Here is a 19,522-nt window from a genome sequence, read left to right as displayed (position 1 = left end):
AGGACTGAATGCATCATGAATCGAACCTTGCGAATCATTCTGTGGACACTGTTGGTGTTGCTAACACTGCTGTGCTTTGTCGTGCTTTTGCCGTCATTGTTCGGGTTGGTGATGATGACGCTGTTGGTGTTTTCGATTATGGACTTTGCGTCCCGCCGACATTTGAACGCCTCGCGGGCTTTCAACTCGACGCTACTTGCGGTCTGTCGGCATGACGGTGCAATCACGAAAGTCGCCGTGGCGTTTTCGAAGTCAGGCCCGCTCGCCGGGCCGTGTTACGAATACGCTCGGCGATTGATGATGGGGCAGGATCCGATCGAAGCGGCCGCGCGGTCGCGGGTGCCGCTGCAGTTGGCAACCGCGGTCGCTTTGCAGACGCCTGTATCAAGCCCCGTCGAGGAGACCGGTGAAGCGGCGAAAAAACGGAGTGGCTTGTCAGCCGCGATGGATCGATTTGAAAGAGCAGAAGCAAGCCACGACGCGGGCCTTGATTCGATCGAGAATGGTTGGATGCCGGCCTATGGGCAGTTCCTTTATTTGGTAATCACGGCGACGGTCACGTGTTTGGTGTTCAGCTTTATGGCGTTGTTCATCGTTCCAACGCTTGAGCAGATGTTCCATGAGTTCGGGATCGACATGTCAAACCGAGACATGATGACGGCGCGGCCGGCGTACTGGATTTTGTTCTTGCTTAGTTTTGTCGTCTTGATCGTCGTACCGGTGATGAGCCGCGGTCACATCTTTGGTTTTCGCCTGCCCACTTGGTTTCCGATCACACCCCGTCTGGCCCAGCATAAAGCCGAGGTGTTGGGCGGGCTTGCCGATGCGATCGATCATGGCTGGCCGATGGGGCGAGCACTGGCGGTCGGGCATTTGATTTCTGTTCGGCGATACGAGCGTCGGTCTTTGCAGTACGCGATGGAATTGATCGAGCAGGGACGCGCTCCGTCCGATGCAATCCATCGCGCTGGATGGATCGACGCAAGTGAAGCCGCCTGGCTTGGGGACGCGTCGCCAAGGCGCACGGCGGAATTGCTGCGAACGTTCGCGGATCAGACGGTTCGGGATTCACAATCAAATCTGCGTTGGCTGATGAGCTTCCTGTTCCCTTTCATCGTGCTGCTGTTGGCCGCTGCGGTGTTGAGTTACTCGTTTGGCTTTTTCTCGAGCCTTTTCCAACTGATTTCTCCTTTGGCGGAGCCTCGTGTATGAATCCCGATCTGAAATCGAAATGTGTTCGTCGAGCGAGAGCGGTCCACGGCAGTGTCATTGTCGAAGCGGTCTTGGCGGCCGCGATGCTGGCAACTGCCGGTGTCGCTCTTGCAAAATTGTCGCGAGGATCGGTTGATCTGGGACGGCAATCGGATCGGCAATTGGCGGCCACACTAGCCGCAGATAATTTTCTAACTCGAATACGCCCATTGCTAGCCGACGAAGTCCGAGAGGAGGCTGAGGCTGCGGGGCAATCCGTGGCCAGCAACGCCGGCTGTATCGCTCGTGTGTCAGTCGACGATTTCGAAGATGGTGACATTCATGGCGTCCACGTGATCGCCGAGTTTTCAGCCGGAGATGGAACGCTGGTGCGGCGGCATGACTGGCGACTCGAAACACCGCCCGCCGGAAACGACGGTGGTAAGAACGCCGGCGAAGAAGCCGACGAAAAGTTAGTTGAAGCTCCCACCGACGAGTCGGATGAAGGCGCAGCTGACGCTGGCGAGCAAAAAGACGCACTGGAGGACACCGAATGAATCTCTCATTTGCAGCAATCCGGTCTCAACGCGTCACTCATGGCAAGCGGTCGGCGATGACTCTGTTGGAAATGATCGCCACGCTATCGTTGCTGTTGGTTTTGGCCGTGACCGCAGTTCGGATGTTGCGCGACGTCACGGAAATCGGCGAGAAAACCACGCTTGACGGTCGCGCTCGTCTGGCGATTGAGCGTTTGGCGGATCGCGTCCGCACCGATGCCGCTGAAAGTGATTCGATTTCGGGTGACCAATGGCCGCTGACGATGAATTCGGACGACGGTGAAATTCGATACGAATTTCTTGCAGACGAGCATCGAATCCAACGGAACGTTTTTAGAAACGGCAAGCCGGTCGCAGTCGATCGCTTTGAGTTGCCCGTAGCCTGTGATCCAAAAATCGAGACCGACTCCAGACGCGTCACAATCGCGTTAATGCGACGAGCTGACATTTCTTGGACGATCGAGGTGAACAAGCCATGACGTTGACGAAACAGCCTAACCGACGCTGCGGCGTGATTGCGGTTGATCGGCGAGCAACACGGCGCCGCGGCGCTGCCTTTTTTATGCTGGTGCTGGCCGTGTTGGTCGTCATCACGGCCGCGACCGCTGCGCTGGTCCGTGGCGAGTGGTCGAATCGCGGTCGGACGCGGCTTCAGTCGCGGGTAAAGGCGATGGAAGCGGCGGTTGATGCGGTTGCTGAACTCGATGTCGACACCGTTAGCCTGCCCGTCACTGCGGATTCGGGCGAACGGATCACTGTCGAAGTCGATCGGCAAGCGGAACGGATTAAAGCGCACTGGATGCGAGGCGATCGTGAATTGGATTTCCTGGTCCGCGAACTAAAACAAACTCACAGCGAGGACGAATGAATGTTGGCTCCTACTTTTGATATGCAAATGCTTCGGACTGATTTTTCTTGTACTGGGCCTCGAAGAAACGCCGGTTTTACTCTGGTGGAACTGTTAGTGGTGATCGCCATCATTGGCGTGCTGATCGGGATGGCTGTCCCGGCAATGCAAAACATGCGCGAGTTGTCACGCCGCAGTAATTGCCAATTCAATTTGGTTCAATTGTCTTTGGCTCTTTCCGCTTACGAAACTCGAAACCAGCAGTTTCCCATCGGGACGTCTGCCGCCAAAGGGCCGATTGAAAACGTTCCCAAGGGCTACCATCACAGTTGGATCGCAGGGCTATTGCCGATGATGGATGCTGCAGCTGTGTATGAAGCGATTGATCAACAAGCAAGTGTTTACGCGCCAGAGAATGCGACCGTTCGAATGCTGCGTTTGCCAGGACTGTTGTGTCCGTCGGCTAGCGGGATCCCTGATAATGCGACGTGCTACGCCGGAATCACTTCGTCGACTGAAACGCCGATTGACGAATACAACGACGGAGTCTTTCGATTGAACTTGCCGACAACCATTGACGAGATCAGCGACGGTTTGTCTTACACGCTGTTCGTCGGCGAAAAACTGTCTCGATACGAAGAAGATTTTGGTTGGTTCAGCGGGACACGTTCGAGTTTGCGAAATGCGGGGCACGGGCTCAACGATGAGCGTCGCCGAATTCGAGGCGTTCAATCTGCCGACCGTGAAGTTTCCTCGACGTATGTCGGCGGTCTCGCCAGCGATCATCCTGGTGGCCTGCATCTGTTGATGGGCAGCGGTGAAGTCGACTTTCGCAGTAACGAAATGGATCGCAAAGTGCTGATGCAAATGGCATCGATTGCGGACGGGGAAATTCCCCGAGAGATGTTGTCCTTCGTCGATGTCGTTGATGTTGACGGCAACACCGTCAGCGACGATCAGGACTGATCGCGGTGACGACGTCCCGGGAGTGAACCCATCAGCTGGCCAAAGGCAAAGTCTGGTCAGGCATCGAGCCCGGCCCGAGGATTCAGCTCGACGCCAGCTATCAGGCGTCGCTCGCAACCTTGGATTTTGGCCGCACAACTTCTTTGGCGAGGCCAACTAGTTCGAGGCCCTGAATGATTCGCCACGACATGTCGAACTCCCACCAACGGTGTCCGTGCGCGGCACTTCGTGGTTGAGCGTGGTGATTATTGTGCCAGCCCTCGCCATGGCTGATCAAGGCAACCAACCAATTGTTGGTACTGTGGTCACGAGTTTGATAGTTGCGATAACCGAACACATGCGACAGCGAGTTGACGGACCACGTGCCGTGCAGCACGAACACGGTGCGAACTGCGACCGCCCAAACGTACCAACTGGCTGCATACCTACCAACGACCGCCCACTGTCCGCCGCCCACAACGTAGCCAACCACAGCACCGGTGAAGGTAATCGCGATAGCATGAGCTAGAAAGACGAAGAACCAGCCGTCTTTCCGTTCGAGTTTCAAATAGAACGGGTCTCTGAGAAGGTCGCGGACGTAGCGTTCATAATGCGATGTCCGGTCGAGTCGTCTGTGACGGCAAACGACCCACCCGACATGTCCCCACAGAAAATTTACTAGCGGCGAATGTGGGTCAGGCTGGTGATCGCTGTGTTGATGATGCATTCGGTGAATGGCAACCCATCGCGCGGGACTGTCCTGTAAATTGCACATCCCCAATACTGCCAGCGTATGCTCGAGCCATTTTGGACATACAAAGCCACGGTGGGTGAGCAATCGATGATAGCCAATCGTGATGCCCATCATGCCGAACAAAAAGTGCCCGGCAACCGCGGCGACAAGCCCCGACCAAGTGAATAGCCAGGGAATGAAGGCCAGCAACGCAACCAAATGGACAGTCGATAGAACGATCACGTACCGCCACATGATCTGCAGCGGTTCGGTTTCTTCGGGCCGCGGCAGACGCTGGGGGTCGATGCCAGTGGTTGGCAATGGCCCAGTGGCGGCATCGTCCGCGATTTCGGTTTCGGGTTCACATAGAGAATCTTCCATCCCGATATCCTTCCGCGAGACCGCTTGTTTGTCCAGCATGTACGTACGCCAACTTCACCGGTAACCGATAGGCCAGCTTCCACCGTAACCGATAGACCGGTGGAGACAAAAAAAAAGCCGGCGTCCGTTCGCAAGGAAAGGACGGCCGGCTCGCAGGCAAATTGCCTGTGTTTACTTCTTCTTCTTGTCCTTGGGCTCGTCTTCGGCCTTCTTCACTTTTTTCTTTCTCTTTAGTGAGACCTTCAAGACACGCACTTTGGGCATGCCAACGATGCTCTTTTCTTCGTCGAATTTGTCAAGCGATTTCAGACGAGCAATCCGCTCGGCCCGTGTTAGCACGTTTCGCGACTTGATGGCCCCGGCTTGCACCTTGAGGCTGCGATCCATGGTCATTGGAATAACTCGATGGTAACGTAAATTGGAAAATGGACTTTGTTTGCTTTGTGGGATGGGAGGATATGGTTTGGCACGAAATTTTGCAAGGTTACCACGGAAATAAAGCAATCTTGCGACGGATTGTCTCGGGACAGTGCCATAAACGAAGGTTTTCAGGGCAATTTGCGCGGTCAGGTCGATGAAACTTTCGAAAGTCATCGGCTAGGCGAAACGATCTTTCGTGATTTCTCGCGATTCAAGGGTTGCGCTCCCAAATCCGGCTTTCTCTAGCCAATACGTCTTGTTGCTTTGCAAGAATGTTCGACAAGCTATAATATCGACAGGGCGGCAGCCATTGTTTTCGGCCCCGCTAGTTCTATCGAAGAAGTCCTCGTCGCCGGGCTTTTTCAACCCCCCCGCCTTTGCGACCTACCGAACGACTCGCCTCGATAATCCCACCCAAAGTCTCGCTAGATCCCTCGAGACCTTTATTCTGGCAGCTAATCAGCTCTGGTTTTCACGTTCGAATTCCTGCGCTGGGAGCCATCCACCTTGGATGGACTTTGCAATGCCAGGCCGGCTGCTCGGACACACAAAATGAGAAAACACCGCACCTCTCTTACCTGCCGTTTTGCAAGTCGCGTCGCTGCGTTTGCTGTGATGGCATGCTCGCCAGTCGGACCATTTTCAACTGGTTTTGCGAAGTTGCATGGCGCCGAGGAAACCGACGCGATTGTTCGCGGTGAGGCGATTTATCGCGACGCCTGTGTGCAATGTCATGGTCGCGAAGGCGAAGGAGTTGTCGACTTTTATCCGGATCCGCTGGTCGGCGATTCAACGATCAAAGAACTTGCCGAGTTGATTTCGGACACGATGCCGGAAGAAGACCCCGACACCTGCGTTGCTGAGGACGCGCTCGCAGTAGCGACCTTCATTCACCATGACTTTTACAGCGAAGCCGCTCAGGTGCGCCGCCGGCCCCCGCGTGCCGCACTTGCCCGGCTTACGGCTGAGCAACTGCGTCAAAGTTTGGCGGATTTGTACAGCAGTGTGACGGGAACGGCTTGGACGGTTAACGAACGTGGATTGGACGCGTCGTATTTTCGCGATTCAAGTTGGAAAGACAAAGATCGAAAGATCAAACGAGTTGATCCTGTCGTCGACTTTAATTTTGGCAAGGAAAGTCCTGGTGAAGGGATCGATGCGGAGGCCTATCACATCCACTGGTCCGGTTCGTTAGTTGCCCGAGCTACTGGACGTTATGAAATTATTCTGCGAACGTCATGCTCGTGCACGCTGGAGTTTGGTGTGCACGGACGCGTTTTGATTGACAATCACGTTCAGTCCGAGGGCAAAGAGGAATTTCGCCGAACGATGCAGTTGACCGGGGGGCGAGTCTATCCCATCAAGCTAGATCTGAATCAGCGCAAACGTAAAACTGAACAACCGGCCGCGTACGTATCGTTGTCGTGGGTGCCGCCGGGCGGCGTGGAAGAGATTATCCCTGCCGCCGTGCTGCTGCCATCTTCGGAACCGTCCACTTTCGCGCTGCAAGCGAAGTTACCGCCCGACGATAGCTCGTACGGCTACGAACGGGGAACGGCCGTCAACCGAGCGTGGGAAGATTCAACAACGACTGCGGCAATCGAGTTTGCAGATGCGGCCAGCAGTGAGCTGTATAGCCACTATTTGCGGAAGCACAAAAATGAATCGGACGAAAACCGCGGCAAGTTGCGGGCGTTTTTAACGCAGTTGGTCGAAACGGCTTTTCGTGGCCCGGTCGACGATCGCATCCGCGATCTCTACATCAATCGGCAAATCGACCAATGCGAAGACGACGCCGAAGCGATCAAGCAGGTGTTGCTGATCACACTCAAGTCGCCACGATTCCTCTATCCGCTTCTCGACGCGGATCGCTCACCTAGCCAGCAGGCTGCGAACCGCTTGGCGTTGACGCTTTTCGATTCGCTGCCATCCGACAGTACGCTTTCCGGGCTCGTTGAAAAAGGCAAGTTGAAGGACCGTAAACAGATCGAACAAGCGGCTTGGGGTATGGTCAGGGATTACCGTTGCCAAGCGAAGATTCGCGAGTTCCTGTATCAGTGGTTTGATTTGGCCGATATCGAAGAAATCACCAAGGACGACGCAATTTACCCAGGATTTGATCTCGAGTTGGTCAGCGAACTCCGTCACTCGTTCGACCGATTCATCGAAGACGTGCTCAGCACCGAGGGCAGCGATTTTCGTCAACTGCTGCAAGCGGATTGGATGTTCACATCCGATCGACTGGCAAGTTTTTATGGCGACGCTTGGAAACCTGCCGAGAAGGCAGCCGATGGTGACAAGCCCGCGATTGGTCATACGTTTCAACGCAGCGTCAGTGATAGTACGGTCCACGTCGGATTGCTGACTCACCCGCTTTTGCTCAGTCAATTGGCCTATCACCGAACGACGTCACCGATTCACCGCGGTGTGTTTTTGACCCGGCACTTGCTTGGCCGTGTGCTTCGTCCACCAAACGCCGCGTTTTCGCCGCTGAATCCAAATCTGCATCCTGGTTTGACGACGCGCGAGCGAGTTGAATTGCAGACTGGCGAAGTCGGGTGCCAAGTTTGTCACGTTAAGATCAATGCACTCGGGTTTTCGCTTGAAAACTTTGACGCGGCCGGTGCTTACCGTAAAATCGAAAACAAGAAACCTGTCGACGCAACAGGTAATTACGTCACTCGCAAGGATGAAGTGATCACGTTCGACGGAGCTCGCGAGTTAGGCGACTTTCTGGCGGGCAGTCACGACTGCCATCGCTCGTTCGTGGAATCGGCGTTCGAGTATTTTGTAAAACAACCGATTGCTGCGTTCGGTCCTGATCGGGCCGATGAATTGACACAGTTTTTTCAAAGCACTGGATTCAATATCCGCCAATTAATCGTTGAAATCGCGGTGATCGCCGCCGAACCAAACAACGGCTCCGTCACCGGGGCCTAATCGAACTACCGCAGCACCGAGGTGGCTCTATGGCCTGTCGCCGCCTTACTTTCCACTGAAGGATCTCACCCAATGACCTCTGCATTTTCAAGACGCGACTTTGTCATCAAGCTAGGTGTTAGCGCTGCGGCGGCTAACTTTGCGTTCGCTTTGCCTAGCCTTGGCTGGGCTGCATCGGCGAACAAGAAAAAGAGAGTCGTATTCGTTTTTAGTCCCAACGGTGTGATCCCCCAACATTTCTGGCCCGATGAAGCCGGCCAGCACAAAGATCTGAAACGCATTCTTGCGCCGCTGGATCCTTTCAAGAATCAATTGCTTACGTTGGAGGGCATCGACAACAAAATCAAAGGTGACGGTGACGGTCACATGCGTGGCATTGGTTGTCTTTTGACCGGGGTCGAGCTCTTTCCGGGTGACGTCCAGGGTGGATCCGATACGCCAGCCGGATGGTCGATGGGGATCTCGATTGATCAACACTTGAAGAACAAACTGCAGGCTGATCCGGCAAGTCAAACCCGTTTCGGATCGCTTGAGTTCGGAGTCATGGTGCCGGATCGCGCCGACACGTGGACACGTTGGTCGTATGCGGGGCCGAACCAACCCGTCACGCCAATCAGCAATCCGTATCAGATGTTTGACAAGCTATATGGACAATCACAAAACCGTGCGATGCTGGCGAGCGTGCTCGACGATTTGAGTGAAGATTTTCGGCAGATCGAAAAGATGGTCAGTGCCGAAGATAGGCATTTGCTGAAACAGCACGTCGAAATGGTTCGCTCGGTTGAAAAAGAGTTGAAGTCGGAAATGGCGAAACCGGCCGAGGGGAAAGATGCGAAAGGCGAGAAAGATCTTGGACACGCGATTCCCAAGTTGCCGCCCAACGTCGAAGAAGATAACAACAACATGCCGCAGATCTCGCGGATGCAGAGCGACTTGTTGGTCAACAGTTTTGCCGCCGACTTTGCTCGCGTCGCGACAATTCAAATCACCAATAGCGTCGGCAACGCACGAATGCGTTGGCTGGATATCGACGAAGGACACCATGCGATTTCACACGAACCGGACAACAACGAATCGGCTTATGAAAACCTGATTCGTATCAACACTTGGTACTGCGAACAGATCGCTTACCTCGCCAAACGTTTGGCCGAGACCCCCGAACCCAATGGTGACGGGAATCTGTTAGACAATACGACCATTGTCTGGACCAACGAACTTGGCAAAGGCAACTCGCATACCCGCAACAGCATCCCGTTTGTCATGGTTGGCGGCGGACTTGGGTTCAAAATGGGCCGAGCTATGAAATTCGACCATGTTCCGCACAACCGGTTGCTGATGAGTTTGACCGAAGCGATGGGGTACCCCGAAAAATCATTTGGCAATACGGACTACTGCGGCGACGGTTCGCTAACCGGTTTAATGCACGGTTAATCCCCGAGCTGCAAACCAAAGATAACGGTGAGTCGAAGGTTTCACGGGCGTTAGAGCCTCGGCTATCGACGCACTAAGTCCCATAGTCGCGAATCGACCAACGAATCCGCGATCAGTTTCGCGCCAACGAAAGATTGGCCGCGAGTGTGGTCGTTGGGGATTGCGACCGCATAAGCACCAGCGGCGACAGCGGCGGCGCAACCGTTCCCGCTGTCTTCCAGTACCAGCATCGTCGACGGCGCGATGCCGAGTTCGACCGAGGCCTTGAGATACATCTCGGGATCTGGCTTTCCCTCAGTAACGTCATCGCCGGTCAAGATGAATTTCATTGAATGACGCCAAGAGATCGTTTCCAATATGATGTCGACGAACTTTCGTTGGCTACTTGTCGCCAATCCGAATGGCATGTCGGTTTCATCAAGCAAATCGATCCACTCGGCTAAGCCACCCATCGGTGTGATGTCGGTTGCCAACTTGTCACCGAATAGCGAGTCCGATTCGGCCAGCAGGTCCTCTGGCGAATCGTTCAGATCATGAAAGTCGATCATTTGCTGCATCGCCGCAACACCAACGCGTCCCATCATACGTTGTTGCAGTTCGTGGCTGTAACGGTGCCCACGTCGCTGTAGAACCGTGTCGCCTACGTCCCAGTACAGTCGTTCAGTGTCAAACAGTAGACCGTCCATGTCTAAGGCGACACCCAAAATCGTCGGCCTCGAATCACTTTCGTTTTCGTGCATTATCCTTCTCGCAATCCTTCTTCGACTTGTGGCAAATCTTCGAGTGACTCAAGACCGAACAAGTACAGGAATCGTTCGGTCGGATAATAGTGGGCTTCTGCGCGACCGCCATTGTCTGGCTTTATGCGTTCCAGTCGAAGCAACTGTCGCCGGACAAGTTGATTCAAGAGCGAACCACATTCGCGTCCGCGTTGGTCCTGTACCTTTTGCAACGTCACGCCTGGCTGGTATGCGACGAGAGCTAGGACTTCGATTGCGGTTTGGCTAAGTTTCGCTTCTCGCACTTTCCCCATGAAAGATCGGCGAACATTTTCAACCTCGGGCGCTACGGTCATTCGATAGCCGTTTTCATCACCGACGATTCGCAGAGCCTGATCGTTTTCGCGATAGGACTGGTTCAAATGCTCGATCATCCCGATCACTTCCTCGGGTGTCACGTCACGCATCAAAGACGCCAAGCGATGCTCCGTGATCGGCTTTCCATCGGGGTCGCCGACGAATAAAGCTCCTTCGACAATCGTCTCCGGTGTAACGACATGTTCGTCGTCCATGTTGTCATCGACGGGAGCGAATTGATCAGCAAGCTCGGTATCGTTCTCGGTGCCCTCATCGACTTCTTCAGCGACCGGCGCAAACGCTTCGGGGTCATGTTCGGCCGCTGCGCGTGCATATGCAGCGCCGAGATCGTCGAGAGAAAGTTCGCCGATTTCGTCCTCATGTTCGGCGGGCTCGTCGCCGTCGGTGTTGTCCATCGCATGTCCGATCGTTTTCGATATCGCTGGTTGAATCGGCGATTGCCTAGAAATTAACGGTGCTTCCTAGACCCATTCCTGGGTCGTCGGCTTGATGACGATTTCCGGCACATTTGCCCGTGGTGGCAAGTGACAGATCGACAAGATGACCGAGGCAATGTCTTCGGGTTGCAGAATCGCGTCTTTGTGTTCTTGACTGACAGGCGTTGGCCGATTGTCCAAGATCGGCGTATTGACTTCGCCAGGATAGACGTTGGTCACGCGAACTCCTTCTTGACGAACTTCGTTGGAAATTGCGGTTCCAAGTGCTGTCATCGCGAACTTGCTGGCACAGTAAACGACACCGCCTAACGAGATCGCTCGCTTGCCAGCGACCGACGAGATGTTGATCACAAGCCCGTCTTTCCTGGCTCGCATGGCGGGCAGCACTTCGAGGATACATCGGTAGGCACCAGTCGCGTTGATTTGCATTACGCGGTCCCAGTCTTCGGGGATCATTTCTGCCATGGTCCGTTTTTGAATGTTGATGCCGGCGCTGTTGACCAGGATGTCCACTTCGCCAACATTTTCTCGAACGTCTGCGAAAAATGATGCGATACTTGCTGCGTCGGCAACGTCGACGACGTGGGTGCGAATTTTGTGCTCGCTATCAACGGAACTGGCTAACTTATTCAGAGCGTCTTGTCGCCTGCCGCCGACCGTGACGCGGCAGCCTGCCTCGGCCAAAACTTTGGCGATGCCGGCGCCGATGCCGGTACCGCCGCCTGTGATTGCAACAATTTTTCCAGCCAAGTTCGCCACGATGTTGATTCTCTCGATTGAAGGATAAAAGTCGTACAGTACGGAACGGTCAGGCAGTGGATGACACAGTCAAAGTTTGGCGGCGTCAGGCTTGCTGGTCGATGAGAGTTTCGCTGGCACGCAAAGGCGACGCCAAAGCGGTAACTCGTCGAACGTTGGTGATCTGGCCCAACTTGATTTTCGGGGTGCCGGTGCAACTACCACGAACGGCTTGACGATTTTCGCTACGAAGTTTAGATCCAAAAAACCAACAAAATTACCTGGCCACGGGGCACTGCGTTTCCGCCTTTTAGTCTAGCAAAGCCGACTCGTTCCCATAGGTGATGGCCGCAGGCAAATCGGGGCGCAGTCGGGTTAGGTCGACGAAAAAACGCGACGAGTCATTGCTGACTCGCCGCGTTTCCGTTGGAACGTTGATCGCAAAGTCTAGCTTAGCGGTTCGTTGTGATGCCTTCCGGAAGCGTCGCGATCTGAGGTGCGGCGTTGAATGGAACGTCAAGTGACGGCATTCCGGCAGGTTTATTGACCATCATAACTGGCTTTGATTTGGCGATATGAGCCGGATTGCTCATGAAGCTACCACCGACGCCGTTGAATCCGACCGCTTTTTCACGTTGGTCAAGCACCGATCCACTTCGGAAGGGCCCCATTCCCAACAAGTAAGTGTCGTTGTTGTGCGTCAATGCGGTCGTTTCGCCGCCTAAGCCCAACGCCTTGCCTGACTTGGGGTCATAGCAGACTAAACCCAGTTTTGCGGTGCCCATCTGGGTGTCACGAGAGACGAACTTGACTTCAGGCAACTCGATTGGCATCCCTGGGATACCCAGCGATGGGATCCCCAAATAGGACTCTTGGGTATCCGTTCCAACCCCACCACTGCGTGGTTCGATGACTACATCGGCAACGTCCGCCGTGGCGACGAGCTGACCGCCCGACTGAAGAACATTATGACGCAGCGATCCGACGAGGTATCCCTTGTCGACTGAGTCCAAGTATTTTTCGTCAATGAAGACTTTGTAGTTAGCAAACTCGTCGAAGCGAACGTTGGACATCGCGCGATCGATTGCCGAAGAGATCAACAGTTGTTCGGTTGCCGTACGCGCCGTGTTGGACGTTTTGGTGCTGGCACAACCTGTCACTGCTATGGTCACTAGCACCATGACCAACGAAAGTGTGAATGATTGCCGTACGCGACGGCGATTGGTCCGTGGGTCGCCGGACAAAAAAGAAGTTTGGGCCAATGCCATCGTTAGTTTTCCCTGGAAATAGCTCGCGCTCTCGATGGAGTGCGGCGAGCGAGAATAGGTTGCAGCCGTCGGTAGCGACGCCTGGAAAGTTGAATCGGCGTTTGGTGCCAAACCAATACAGGTGAACAATTGACAAGCATTTAGTTGCCGCGTGTTGCCTGGGCTCGCAGGCTTGCCTGTTTTGTGAAGACTGCCTTGTTTCGCATTTTGGAGCGAGCGGTCCGAGCTTGTCGGTGCTCGATTACTAGCGTCGGAAAAGTAGTCTTTCGATCGGGACGATTTTTTAAGTAGCCTCCTGACGACCAACCGATACCGACAAGGTCGCTTGACTTGATAATTCAAGCGTTCTCTCGCCAGGATTCAAACGGACCATGTCCTACAAAGAAGACCCGCCTACTGGCGGCGGAATACCGATTTTTGGCAAGCCGATCGCCGAGGAAGTCATTAAATTCCGCATCACCAGTTTGCTCTGGATGGCGGGGATCACAATTCTGATGGTCCCAATGGCAACGCTAGTTGACGTTCCGATTTCGCGTTGGTTCTTTCACGAACCATTACCGACGGTGGTCGGGCAGACGCTAGATTTGTCTAGTTACTATGCACACGGCACAGGCGTGTTTTTGATTTTGCTGGGTGTGATCGTTCTAGCGCCAACTCGTCGCTGGTACGTGCCTCGGCTTGCAACGCTAGCGATGGGTGGCGGTGCCGTCGCAACTCTGACGAAGATGTTTGTCATGCGTCCTCGTCCAAACAGTTTGAACCTTGACGTCGCCAGTTACGACTACGCTTGGATTTGGTCCTTTGACTGGACGCTCGATCATATTGCCAATTTTGACGCCAGCACGCGCGCGTTTCCGAGCGCATCGTTGGCGACGGCTGCCGCGTTGACGGCTGGGCTCTGGGTCGTGCTGCCAACCGGTCGTTGGATGTTCGTCAGCATTTGTATTGGCACCATGCTTCAGCGACTCGCTTGTGGCGCCCACTTTGTTAGCGACTTGTTCGGATCAGCATCGATTGGTCTGGCTTGGGCATTTGTTTGTTTCCATCCCTCGCTGCTTGGCAGCCTGTTTGACAAGATGGAACCCGAGCGACGTCCGCGACGCCGACGACGCGCCTATTCGAATCCGAATTTTCGCGTCACCAACAAGCCTGATCCAAAGATTGAGCTGCCGATCAGTGAAGAAGATCGCTTCGCTGCGTAACCGATTTTGAAGGTTTCGGTTAGGCAGAATCAAGCGAAAGGATCTAAGGATCTGTTGCATCGCGTCGTTCATGGCTGCGATGGGCTGATGTTCGGCGAATCAGTGCCACTTGAAAAATTGCCGTTTAGAAACTCGTCTAGTTTTGACGCCGCTCGGCCAATCACATCGACTGGCATCGGTTCGATGTGATCGACACCGGATGCTTCGATGAAGTACTTCAGCGGTGATTTGGACGATTCGAAAAGTGCCTTTCCGAATCGGAACGGAATCACGGTGTCGTCGAGGCTATGAATTTGAACGAGCGGACCTTTATAAGCGGTTAGCTTGGCAACCGAGTCATAGCGATTTCGCATTAGCAAGCGTACGGGAACGAAGGGATATCTTTCTGCAGCGACGTTGAACATGCGATCAAAGGTGCTTTCCAATACGACGCCCTTTGCCCCACCGCGACAGGCGACTGCGATCGCACATCCGCCACCCAACGACCGACCGTACAAGATTATGTCCGCCGGTTCGACGCCGTACCGATCGCAAAGGTAGTCTCGTGCTGCCAAACAATCTTCGATGACGCCGCGCTCGTCGGGATCTGTATCGTCCTCAAAACCACGGTACTCAGCCGCCATCACGGTCGCATCGAATTGTCCCGACACTTGAATCAGCCACGAATCAAGCCACTTGGCTTTGCTGGCGTTACCGTGAAAGAACAGCAAAACATTTTTGCTTTGCTGTCGCTCGAGCAGGCGTCCGGTCAGCGTCGTCTTGGCGGTCGAATTGTAGGAGACGGATTCAATGAGCGGTTGGTCCGCAGCGACGCTCGTGTCCTTCATGTAAGCGCCTGGATATACCAAACGTTCTTCCATGACCACCAGCGTCACCAAGACTGCGGCGTATCCGAATCCGACGACGCGTAGCAGCCAGATGATGAATCTGGTCGTCGGTGTTCGCACCTTCACGCGTTTCTTACGACCAGGTTTGGGTTGCCGGGGTTGATGAGTTTCTGGACGCTTTGCGTTTGCCGTTTTAGGGGCTGGTGTAGACGAAGTGTTCGGAGTTTGCGAGTCAGATTTCGCCATCAGCTAGTATCGCCTCTTGGAAAAGCGGTTCGGCAATGGGAGTAGCCCACCGGATTGAAACAGTACAGTCAAACCGACAATTCCGGCCTTTCGTGTCATCGTATCGGAATCCCGGCCCGAACAAGGTCACTAAACCGCATGAAGTCGTCTTGGACGCAAATGATGTGCTAAGTTTCCCTACAACCGCGCCGGTTGTGAGGATTAAGAAACGAAAGCATGTTACGACTCGATTCCATCACCGATCCCGTCGAAAACGTCGCCAAGATTCAAAAATGGCGTTACGGTCGCATTGTAATGCGAGCCGGAAAGCTGGTTGAAATTCAGCGGCGATTGACGTGCGGCAGCGTCTCGATGGCTCAAGTTTGGTGGCAAGCCAAGTACGGGCGAAGCGACGACGAGATTTGCTGGATTGACTACCACACACCCTTCGGCATGCCGTCTTTCTTGACGCTTGATTATATCCGAGCTGGGACTTACGCCGGATACTGTTCGTTCAGCGGCGCCTGCCATGTCCTTGACGAAGTCGCGAGAATCCGAGGCGCATCGGCGATCGTCGCGCATGTTTCCAACGGCAACATCAGCGATCGGCTGTTGACTAGGTTGGGTTGGGAACGCCATCTTGAGAGCTGGAACGGCCGCCATTGGATTCGCCGATTCTATGACGGATATCCACCGTCGTGCCTTGGTCGTTACATCAGCAAAGCCGCTTGAAAAGAGTGCGGCTTGGAATGAGCTTCAATAGTCAGGCCTACTGACATGGCCTGCTTTGCTGTGTGGTGTTTCGGTTAGCCGTCAATTTCGACTTCTATCCGGCCGCCGGATTCGCGAACCTTAAACGTTCGCATCAGCGGTTGGCGGTTGATGGTTTGGATGCCAGTGGACAGTTCGTATTGCCAACCATGCCACGGACAAGTCACGCAACCGTCGCACACGGCGCCTTGGGCGATTGGTCCGCCCTGGTGCGCGCACATCCCATCCATTGCAAACAGCTCGCCGCCGGATCGAAAGACCGCCAAAATCTGATCCCCGACCAGGGTTTCGATCGCTGATCCTTCGAGAATCGATTCGCTGGCGCCAATGTCGGTCCAGTGGGTGGTCATCGCAGTCGCTCCTGAGTGAAAACTGACAGCCGCAATTCTGCAACGATCGGTCCAGCGAAGCAACGTAGGGTCCCGCGATGCAACTTAGGGTCATTATGCCACCGGTGCTAACCCCTGGGCTGTTATCCGGTTGTGGCCGCGACGTTACAATTCGTGAAATTGTTGTGTCTCAATCACCAATGGAGTAGCGCCGTGACCGTGGATCACTATCCCCCCGACTCGTCTAGGCACCCCGATTCGTCTAGTTCGTCTAGGCAATCCAATTCGTCAAGGTTTCCAAGGGCAAGAGGAGTACTGATGACCGCTTCGGCGGTTGCGCTGAGTTTCTTTGGCAGCCTATCGAGTTCGGCCGACGAGAACGCTTTAAAAGTTAACACCAAGGATCCCAACGTGGATGGAATTGCGAGTATCGAGAACGTCGAAAAGGTGACTGAGATCGAAGGAATCTCTGAATTCCTGCTCGACAATGGTGTCCGAGTGCTGTTGTTTCCGGACGAAAGCAAAGAAGTCGTGACGGTCAACATGACCATATTCGTCGGTTCGCGTCACGAAGGTTACGGCGAAGCCGGTATGGCCCACTTGTTGGAACACATGTTGTTCAAGGGCACGCCAATGCATCCGGACATTCCTAAGGTATTGAAGGAACGGGGCGCCGGGAACTCGATGAACGGTACGACATGGATGGATCGCACAAATTACTACGAAACATTGCCAGCGACAGGCGATAACCTCGAGTTTGCTGTCCGCTTGGAAGCTGATCGATTGGTCAACAGCTTCATTCGTGGCGAAGATCTCGAGAAGGAAATGACGGTCGTTCGCAATGAATTCGAGAGCGGTGAAAATTCACCGATCCGAGTTCTGATGCAGCGAATGCAGTCAGCGGCCTACGATTGGCACAACTATGGTCGGTCAACGATCGGCAATCGCAGCGACATTGAGCGTGTGCCAGTCGTGAACTTACGTCGTTTCTATCGCAAATATTATCGTCCGGACAACGTGATGGTCACGATCGCTGGTAAGTTTGATCCGCAGGAAGCACTTGGCTACGTCAAAGACTATTTCGGCTCACTCAAGAAACCTGACACTCCGATTGACGCGACCTACACGACCGAACCTGCGCAAGATGGCGAGCGAACGGTGTTGCTGCGGCGTGTGGGCGAAATTCAATTGGCCGGCGCGGCCTATCACATTCCTGCCAGCAGCCATCCGGATTTTGCGGCGGCCAAAGCGCTCGTGTACATCCTGGGCGACGAACCAAGCGGCCGGTTGTACAAGAACATGGTCGAAACGGACATTGCTTCCAATGTCTATGCCCTCGCCTATGCGTTTACCGAACCTGGTTTGTTCATGACCCTTGCCGAGGTTCCCGTCGAAAAGTCGATCGAAACGGCGCGGTCAACTTTGATCGAGATCGTTGAGGAATCGTTGATCAAGGAGCCGATCACTCAACAGGAACTGGACCGAGCGGTTCAGCAGATTTTGAAGCAACGTGAACTTGCCGCCGGCGACAGCGACAAGGTGGCGGTGGCGCTGAGCGATTGGGCAGCCCAAGGTGATTGGCGGTTGTACTTCTTGTTCCGCGACATGGTCGAGTCTCTGACCTTGGAACAAGTCCAAGCGGTTGCTCAAAAGTACTTTGTTCGAAACAACCGTACCGTGGGATTGTTCATTCCTAGCGAGACCTCGGAACGCATCGAAATTCCGGAAGCACCCGACATGAAGACGGTGTTGAAGAATTACAAAGGACGCGAAGCCGTTGCCGCTGGCGAACAATTTGATCCCACGCCTTCGGCGATCGAAGCGCGAACCGAACGCGGCGATCTGATCGGCGGAATTCAGTACGCGTTGCTCCCCAAGAAGACTCGTGGTGCGACCGTTTCAATGATGTTAACGCTGCGATTCGGCACCGGTGACACACTCAAAGATAAACTTGGCGCGGTCGAACTGCTCGGCTTGGTGATGGCTCGCGGTACTGACAAGCTGGACTACACGGGGTTGCAGGACGAGTTGACTCGATTGCGAGCTGAAATGTCGATGAACACGACGGTCGGCCTATTTCAGTTGACGGTGAAAACGAAACGAGAGTTTTTGCCGGAAGTGATCGGATTGATCGGCGATGTGGTTCGCCGCCCTCGGCTAGATGGTGGCGAGTTGGATGTTCTGAAGCGACAAATCGTGGCGAGTTTGCAGAAGAGTACGACCGAACCTCAGGCGCTTGCACCTCGCAGCGTCCAGAAATCGCTTTCGCCGTATGGGCCCGATGATATTCGCTATGTGATGTCCGTGGACGAAGAGATCGCGATGTATGATGCGGTCACGATTGACGAACTGAAGAACTTGCACTCAACGTTTTTCAGCAATCAAGCGGGTGAATTGTCGGTCGTCGGCGACTTTGATGCGGAAGAGGTCAAGGCGCTGGTCAAGGCGGAACTCGCGGACTGGAACACGGACATCGCATACCAGCGTGTCTCTCGCGATCCGCATCCTGAAATCGACGGGTCGACTGACGTGATCGAAACGCCGGACAAAGCCAACGCATTTCTATACAGCAGCCAACAGTACGCTTTGGCGGACGATCAACCAGAATACGCTTCATTGGTGTTAGGCAACTTCATTCTGGGCGGTGGATCGCTGAGCAGCCGCCTGGGAGATCGGGTTCGACAGCAAGAAGGACTTTCGTACGGCGTTCGCAGTGGGTTGTCGGCACGCGCGAAGGATGGCCGCGTTGATTTCACGCTTTACGCGATCACGAATCCGCAAAACAAGGATCGATTGACCGAGGTCTTGTTGGAGGAAATCAATCGAATTCGGGACGAAGGCATCACCGAAGACGAACTAGAAAAGGCCAAGGTCTCTTACTTGCAAGCCGCTCGAGTTCGTCGCACAGCCGACGCATCGCTTGCCGGTGAATTGCTGGGGACGATGTTTAATGATCGCACGATGGCATACCACGACAAGCACGAACGCCAGATCAACGAGGCGACGGTTGAGTCCGTCAACGCCGCGATCGTTAAGTTCATTCAGCCGGACAAGCTTGTCATTGCTGTCGCTGGTGACTTTGCTAACGCTGCTGCCATCGAGCCAGCGGAAGCGGTTGGCACTGCACCAGCAAAGGCTTCAGCGGCTGCAGCAGGTGCGGCGGAAACCGAGTGAATTGCAGGC

18 protein-coding genes are annotated in these 19,522 nt (G+C 54.4%); 10 read left to right on the top strand and 8 right to left on the bottom strand.

All coding sequences use genetic code 11. The features are described 5' to 3' along the window. The first annotated feature begins 15 nt into the window (after positions 1–15). The 5 genes from Poly59_RS14035 to Poly59_RS14015 are packed head-to-tail and all read left to right on the top strand — an operon-like array spanning position 16 to position 3,561. Positions 16–1,212: a hypothetical protein gene (locus tag Poly59_RS14035; RefSeq protein WP_146534738.1), complete on the top strand. Its 1,197-nt coding sequence runs from the start codon at positions 16–18 to the stop codon at positions 1,210–1,212. Continuing rightward, positions 1,209–1,748, top strand: coding sequence for a hypothetical protein (locus Poly59_RS14030; protein ID WP_146534737.1), 540 nt, complete (start codon positions 1,209–1,211; stop codon positions 1,746–1,748). Before Poly59_RS14035 ends, Poly59_RS14030 begins: the two co-directional genes overlap by 4 nt. Then, positions 1,745–2,227, top strand: coding sequence for a type II secretion system protein (locus Poly59_RS14025; RefSeq protein WP_146534736.1), 483 nt, complete (start codon positions 1,745–1,747; stop codon positions 2,225–2,227). Before Poly59_RS14030 ends, Poly59_RS14025 begins: the two co-directional genes overlap by 4 nt. Further along, a complete protein-coding gene (locus tag Poly59_RS14020; RefSeq protein WP_146534735.1) occupies positions 2,224–2,616 on the top strand; it encodes a hypothetical protein in 393 nt (130 codons plus the stop codon). The genes Poly59_RS14025 and Poly59_RS14020 overlap by 4 nt, the downstream gene beginning before the upstream one ends. Continuing rightward, positions 2,617–3,561 (top strand): DUF1559 family PulG-like putative transporter, encoded by a 945-nt coding sequence (locus Poly59_RS14015; RefSeq protein ID WP_146534734.1) that lies wholly within the window; start codon positions 2,617–2,619, stop codon positions 3,559–3,561. A 100-nt stretch (positions 3,562–3,661) separates the two neighbouring features. Here the strand turns inward: Poly59_RS14015 and Poly59_RS14010 are convergent, their stop codons facing one another. Together Poly59_RS14010 and Poly59_RS30160 are read right to left on the bottom strand one after the other, a co-directional pair. Continuing rightward, on the bottom strand, positions 3,662–4,654 hold the full coding sequence (locus Poly59_RS14010; RefSeq protein WP_246151646.1) for an acyl-CoA desaturase: 993 nt from the start codon (positions 4,652–4,654) through the stop codon (positions 3,662–3,664). A 171-nt stretch (positions 4,655–4,825) separates the two neighbouring features. Beyond that, the gene (locus tag Poly59_RS30160; protein ID WP_246151645.1) at positions 4,826–5,248 is read right to left on the bottom strand and encodes a small basic protein; all 423 of its coding nucleotides are present in this window, start codon (positions 5,246–5,248) and stop codon (positions 4,826–4,828) included. Between the two features lie 378 nt (positions 5,249–5,626). Here Poly59_RS30160 and Poly59_RS14000 point away from each other — a divergent pair, with 378 nt between their 5' ends. Together Poly59_RS14000 and Poly59_RS13995 are read left to right on the top strand one after the other, a co-directional pair. Then, positions 5,627–8,014 carry a DUF1592 domain-containing protein gene (locus Poly59_RS14000; protein WP_146534732.1) on the top strand — a complete coding sequence of 796 codons (2,388 nt, stop codon included), beginning with the start codon at positions 5,627–5,629 and terminating at the stop codon, positions 8,012–8,014. Positions 8,015–8,086: 72 nt separating this feature from the next. Continuing rightward, complete coding sequence (locus Poly59_RS13995; RefSeq protein WP_146534731.1) at positions 8,087–9,445, top strand: DUF1552 domain-containing protein; 1,359 nt, start codon at positions 8,087–8,089, stop codon at positions 9,443–9,445. A 62-nt stretch (positions 9,446–9,507) separates the two neighbouring features. Here Poly59_RS13995 and Poly59_RS13990 read toward each other — a convergent pair whose 3' ends face one another. The 4 genes from Poly59_RS13990 to Poly59_RS13975 form a co-directional block, all read right to left on the bottom strand. Beyond that, positions 9,508–10,185, bottom strand: a complete 678-nt coding sequence (locus Poly59_RS13990) for an HAD family hydrolase (protein WP_146534730.1) — start codon at positions 10,183–10,185, stop codon at positions 9,508–9,510. Next, complete coding sequence (locus Poly59_RS13985) at positions 10,185–10,937, bottom strand: SMC-Scp complex subunit ScpB (protein ID WP_146534729.1); 753 nt, start codon at positions 10,935–10,937, stop codon at positions 10,185–10,187. The genes Poly59_RS13990 and Poly59_RS13985 overlap by 1 nt, the downstream gene beginning before the upstream one ends. Before the next feature lie 66 nt (positions 10,938–11,003). Then, positions 11,004–11,741 (bottom strand): SDR family oxidoreductase, encoded by a 738-nt coding sequence (locus tag Poly59_RS13980; RefSeq protein WP_146534728.1) that lies wholly within the window; start codon positions 11,739–11,741, stop codon positions 11,004–11,006. Between the two features lie 428 nt (positions 11,742–12,169). Then, the gene (locus Poly59_RS13975) at positions 12,170–12,985 is read right to left on the bottom strand and encodes a DUF6655 family protein (RefSeq protein ID WP_146534727.1); all 816 of its coding nucleotides are present in this window, start codon (positions 12,983–12,985) and stop codon (positions 12,170–12,172) included. Between the two features lie 371 nt (positions 12,986–13,356). Here Poly59_RS13975 and Poly59_RS13970 point away from each other — a divergent pair, with 371 nt between their 5' ends. Beyond that, on the top strand, positions 13,357–14,187 hold the full coding sequence (locus Poly59_RS13970) for a phosphatase PAP2 family protein (RefSeq protein WP_146534726.1): 831 nt from the start codon (positions 13,357–13,359) through the stop codon (positions 14,185–14,187). A 68-nt stretch (positions 14,188–14,255) separates the two neighbouring features. On the opposite strand, the gene Poly59_RS13965 is transcribed toward Poly59_RS13970, so the two are convergent. Beyond that, a complete protein-coding gene (locus Poly59_RS13965; RefSeq protein ID WP_146534725.1) occupies positions 14,256–15,260 on the bottom strand; it encodes an alpha/beta hydrolase in 1,005 nt (334 codons plus the stop codon). A gap of 216 nt (positions 15,261–15,476) precedes the next feature. On the opposite strand from Poly59_RS13965, the gene Poly59_RS13960 reads away from it, so the two are divergent. After that, on the top strand, positions 15,477–15,971 hold the full coding sequence (locus tag Poly59_RS13960) for a hypothetical protein (RefSeq protein ID WP_146534724.1): 495 nt from the start codon (positions 15,477–15,479) through the stop codon (positions 15,969–15,971). Positions 15,972–16,045: 74 nt separating this feature from the next. Here Poly59_RS13960 and Poly59_RS13955 read toward each other — a convergent pair whose 3' ends face one another. Beyond that, positions 16,046–16,360, bottom strand: a complete 315-nt coding sequence (locus Poly59_RS13955) for a Rieske (2Fe-2S) protein (protein ID WP_146534723.1) — start codon at positions 16,358–16,360, stop codon at positions 16,046–16,048. Between the two features lie 297 nt (positions 16,361–16,657). Between Poly59_RS13955 and Poly59_RS13950 the strand changes: the two genes are divergently transcribed. Next, positions 16,658–19,513: a M16 family metallopeptidase gene (locus Poly59_RS13950; protein WP_146534722.1), complete on the top strand. Its 2,856-nt coding sequence runs from the start codon at positions 16,658–16,660 to the stop codon at positions 19,511–19,513. The last annotated feature ends 9 nt before the right edge of the window (positions 19,514–19,522 follow it).

Origin of the sequence: Rubripirellula reticaptiva, from assembly GCF_007860175.1 — a bacterium.
GTDB lineage: Bacteria > Planctomycetota > Planctomycetia > Pirellulales > Pirellulaceae > Rubripirellula > Rubripirellula reticaptiva.
This window is presented reverse-complemented; position numbering and strand designations above follow the sequence as displayed.

Bases quoted from the DNA above. Each gene is read 5' to 3' on its own strand.
- Poly59_RS14035 (WP_146534738.1), top strand. From the start codon at position 16: ATGAATCGAACCTTGCGAATCATTCTGTGGACACTGTTGGTGTTGCTA.
- Poly59_RS14030 (WP_146534737.1), top strand. From the start codon at position 1,209: ATGAATCCCGATCTGAAATCGAAATGTGTTCGTCGAGCGAGAGCGGTC.
- Poly59_RS14025 (WP_146534736.1), top strand. From the start codon at position 1,745: ATGAATCTCTCATTTGCAGCAATCCGGTCTCAACGCGTCACTCATGGC.
- Poly59_RS14020 (WP_146534735.1), top strand. From the start codon at position 2,224: ATGACGTTGACGAAACAGCCTAACCGACGCTGCGGCGTGATTGCGGTT.
- Poly59_RS14015 (WP_146534734.1), top strand. From the start codon at position 2,617: ATGTTGGCTCCTACTTTTGATATGCAAATGCTTCGGACTGATTTTTCT.
- Poly59_RS14010 (WP_246151646.1), bottom strand. From the start codon at position 4,654: ATGGAAGATTCTCTATGTGAACCCGAAACCGAAATCGCGGACGATGCC.
- Poly59_RS30160 (WP_246151645.1), bottom strand. From the start codon at position 5,248: ATGACTTTCGAAAGTTTCATCGACCTGACCGCGCAAATTGCCCTGAAA.
- Poly59_RS14000 (WP_146534732.1), top strand. From the start codon at position 5,627: ATGAGAAAACACCGCACCTCTCTTACCTGCCGTTTTGCAAGTCGCGTC.
- Poly59_RS13995 (WP_146534731.1), top strand. From the start codon at position 8,087: ATGACCTCTGCATTTTCAAGACGCGACTTTGTCATCAAGCTAGGTGTT.
- Poly59_RS13990 (WP_146534730.1), bottom strand. From the start codon at position 10,185: ATGCACGAAAACGAAAGTGATTCGAGGCCGACGATTTTGGGTGTCGCC.
- Poly59_RS13985 (WP_146534729.1), bottom strand. From the start codon at position 10,937: ATGGACAACACCGACGGCGACGAGCCCGCCGAACATGAGGACGAAATC.
- Poly59_RS13975 (WP_146534727.1), bottom strand. From the start codon at position 12,985: ATGGCATTGGCCCAAACTTCTTTTTTGTCCGGCGACCCACGGACCAAT.
- Poly59_RS13970 (WP_146534726.1), top strand. From the start codon at position 13,357: ATGTCCTACAAAGAAGACCCGCCTACTGGCGGCGGAATACCGATTTTT.
- Poly59_RS13965 (WP_146534725.1), bottom strand. From the start codon at position 15,260: ATGGCGAAATCTGACTCGCAAACTCCGAACACTTCGTCTACACCAGCC.
- Poly59_RS13960 (WP_146534724.1), top strand. From the start codon at position 15,477: ATGTTACGACTCGATTCCATCACCGATCCCGTCGAAAACGTCGCCAAG.
- Poly59_RS13955 (WP_146534723.1), bottom strand. From the start codon at position 16,360: ATGACCACCCACTGGACCGACATTGGCGCCAGCGAATCGATTCTCGAA.
- Poly59_RS13950 (WP_146534722.1), top strand. From the start codon at position 16,658: ATGACCGCTTCGGCGGTTGCGCTGAGTTTCTTTGGCAGCCTATCGAGT.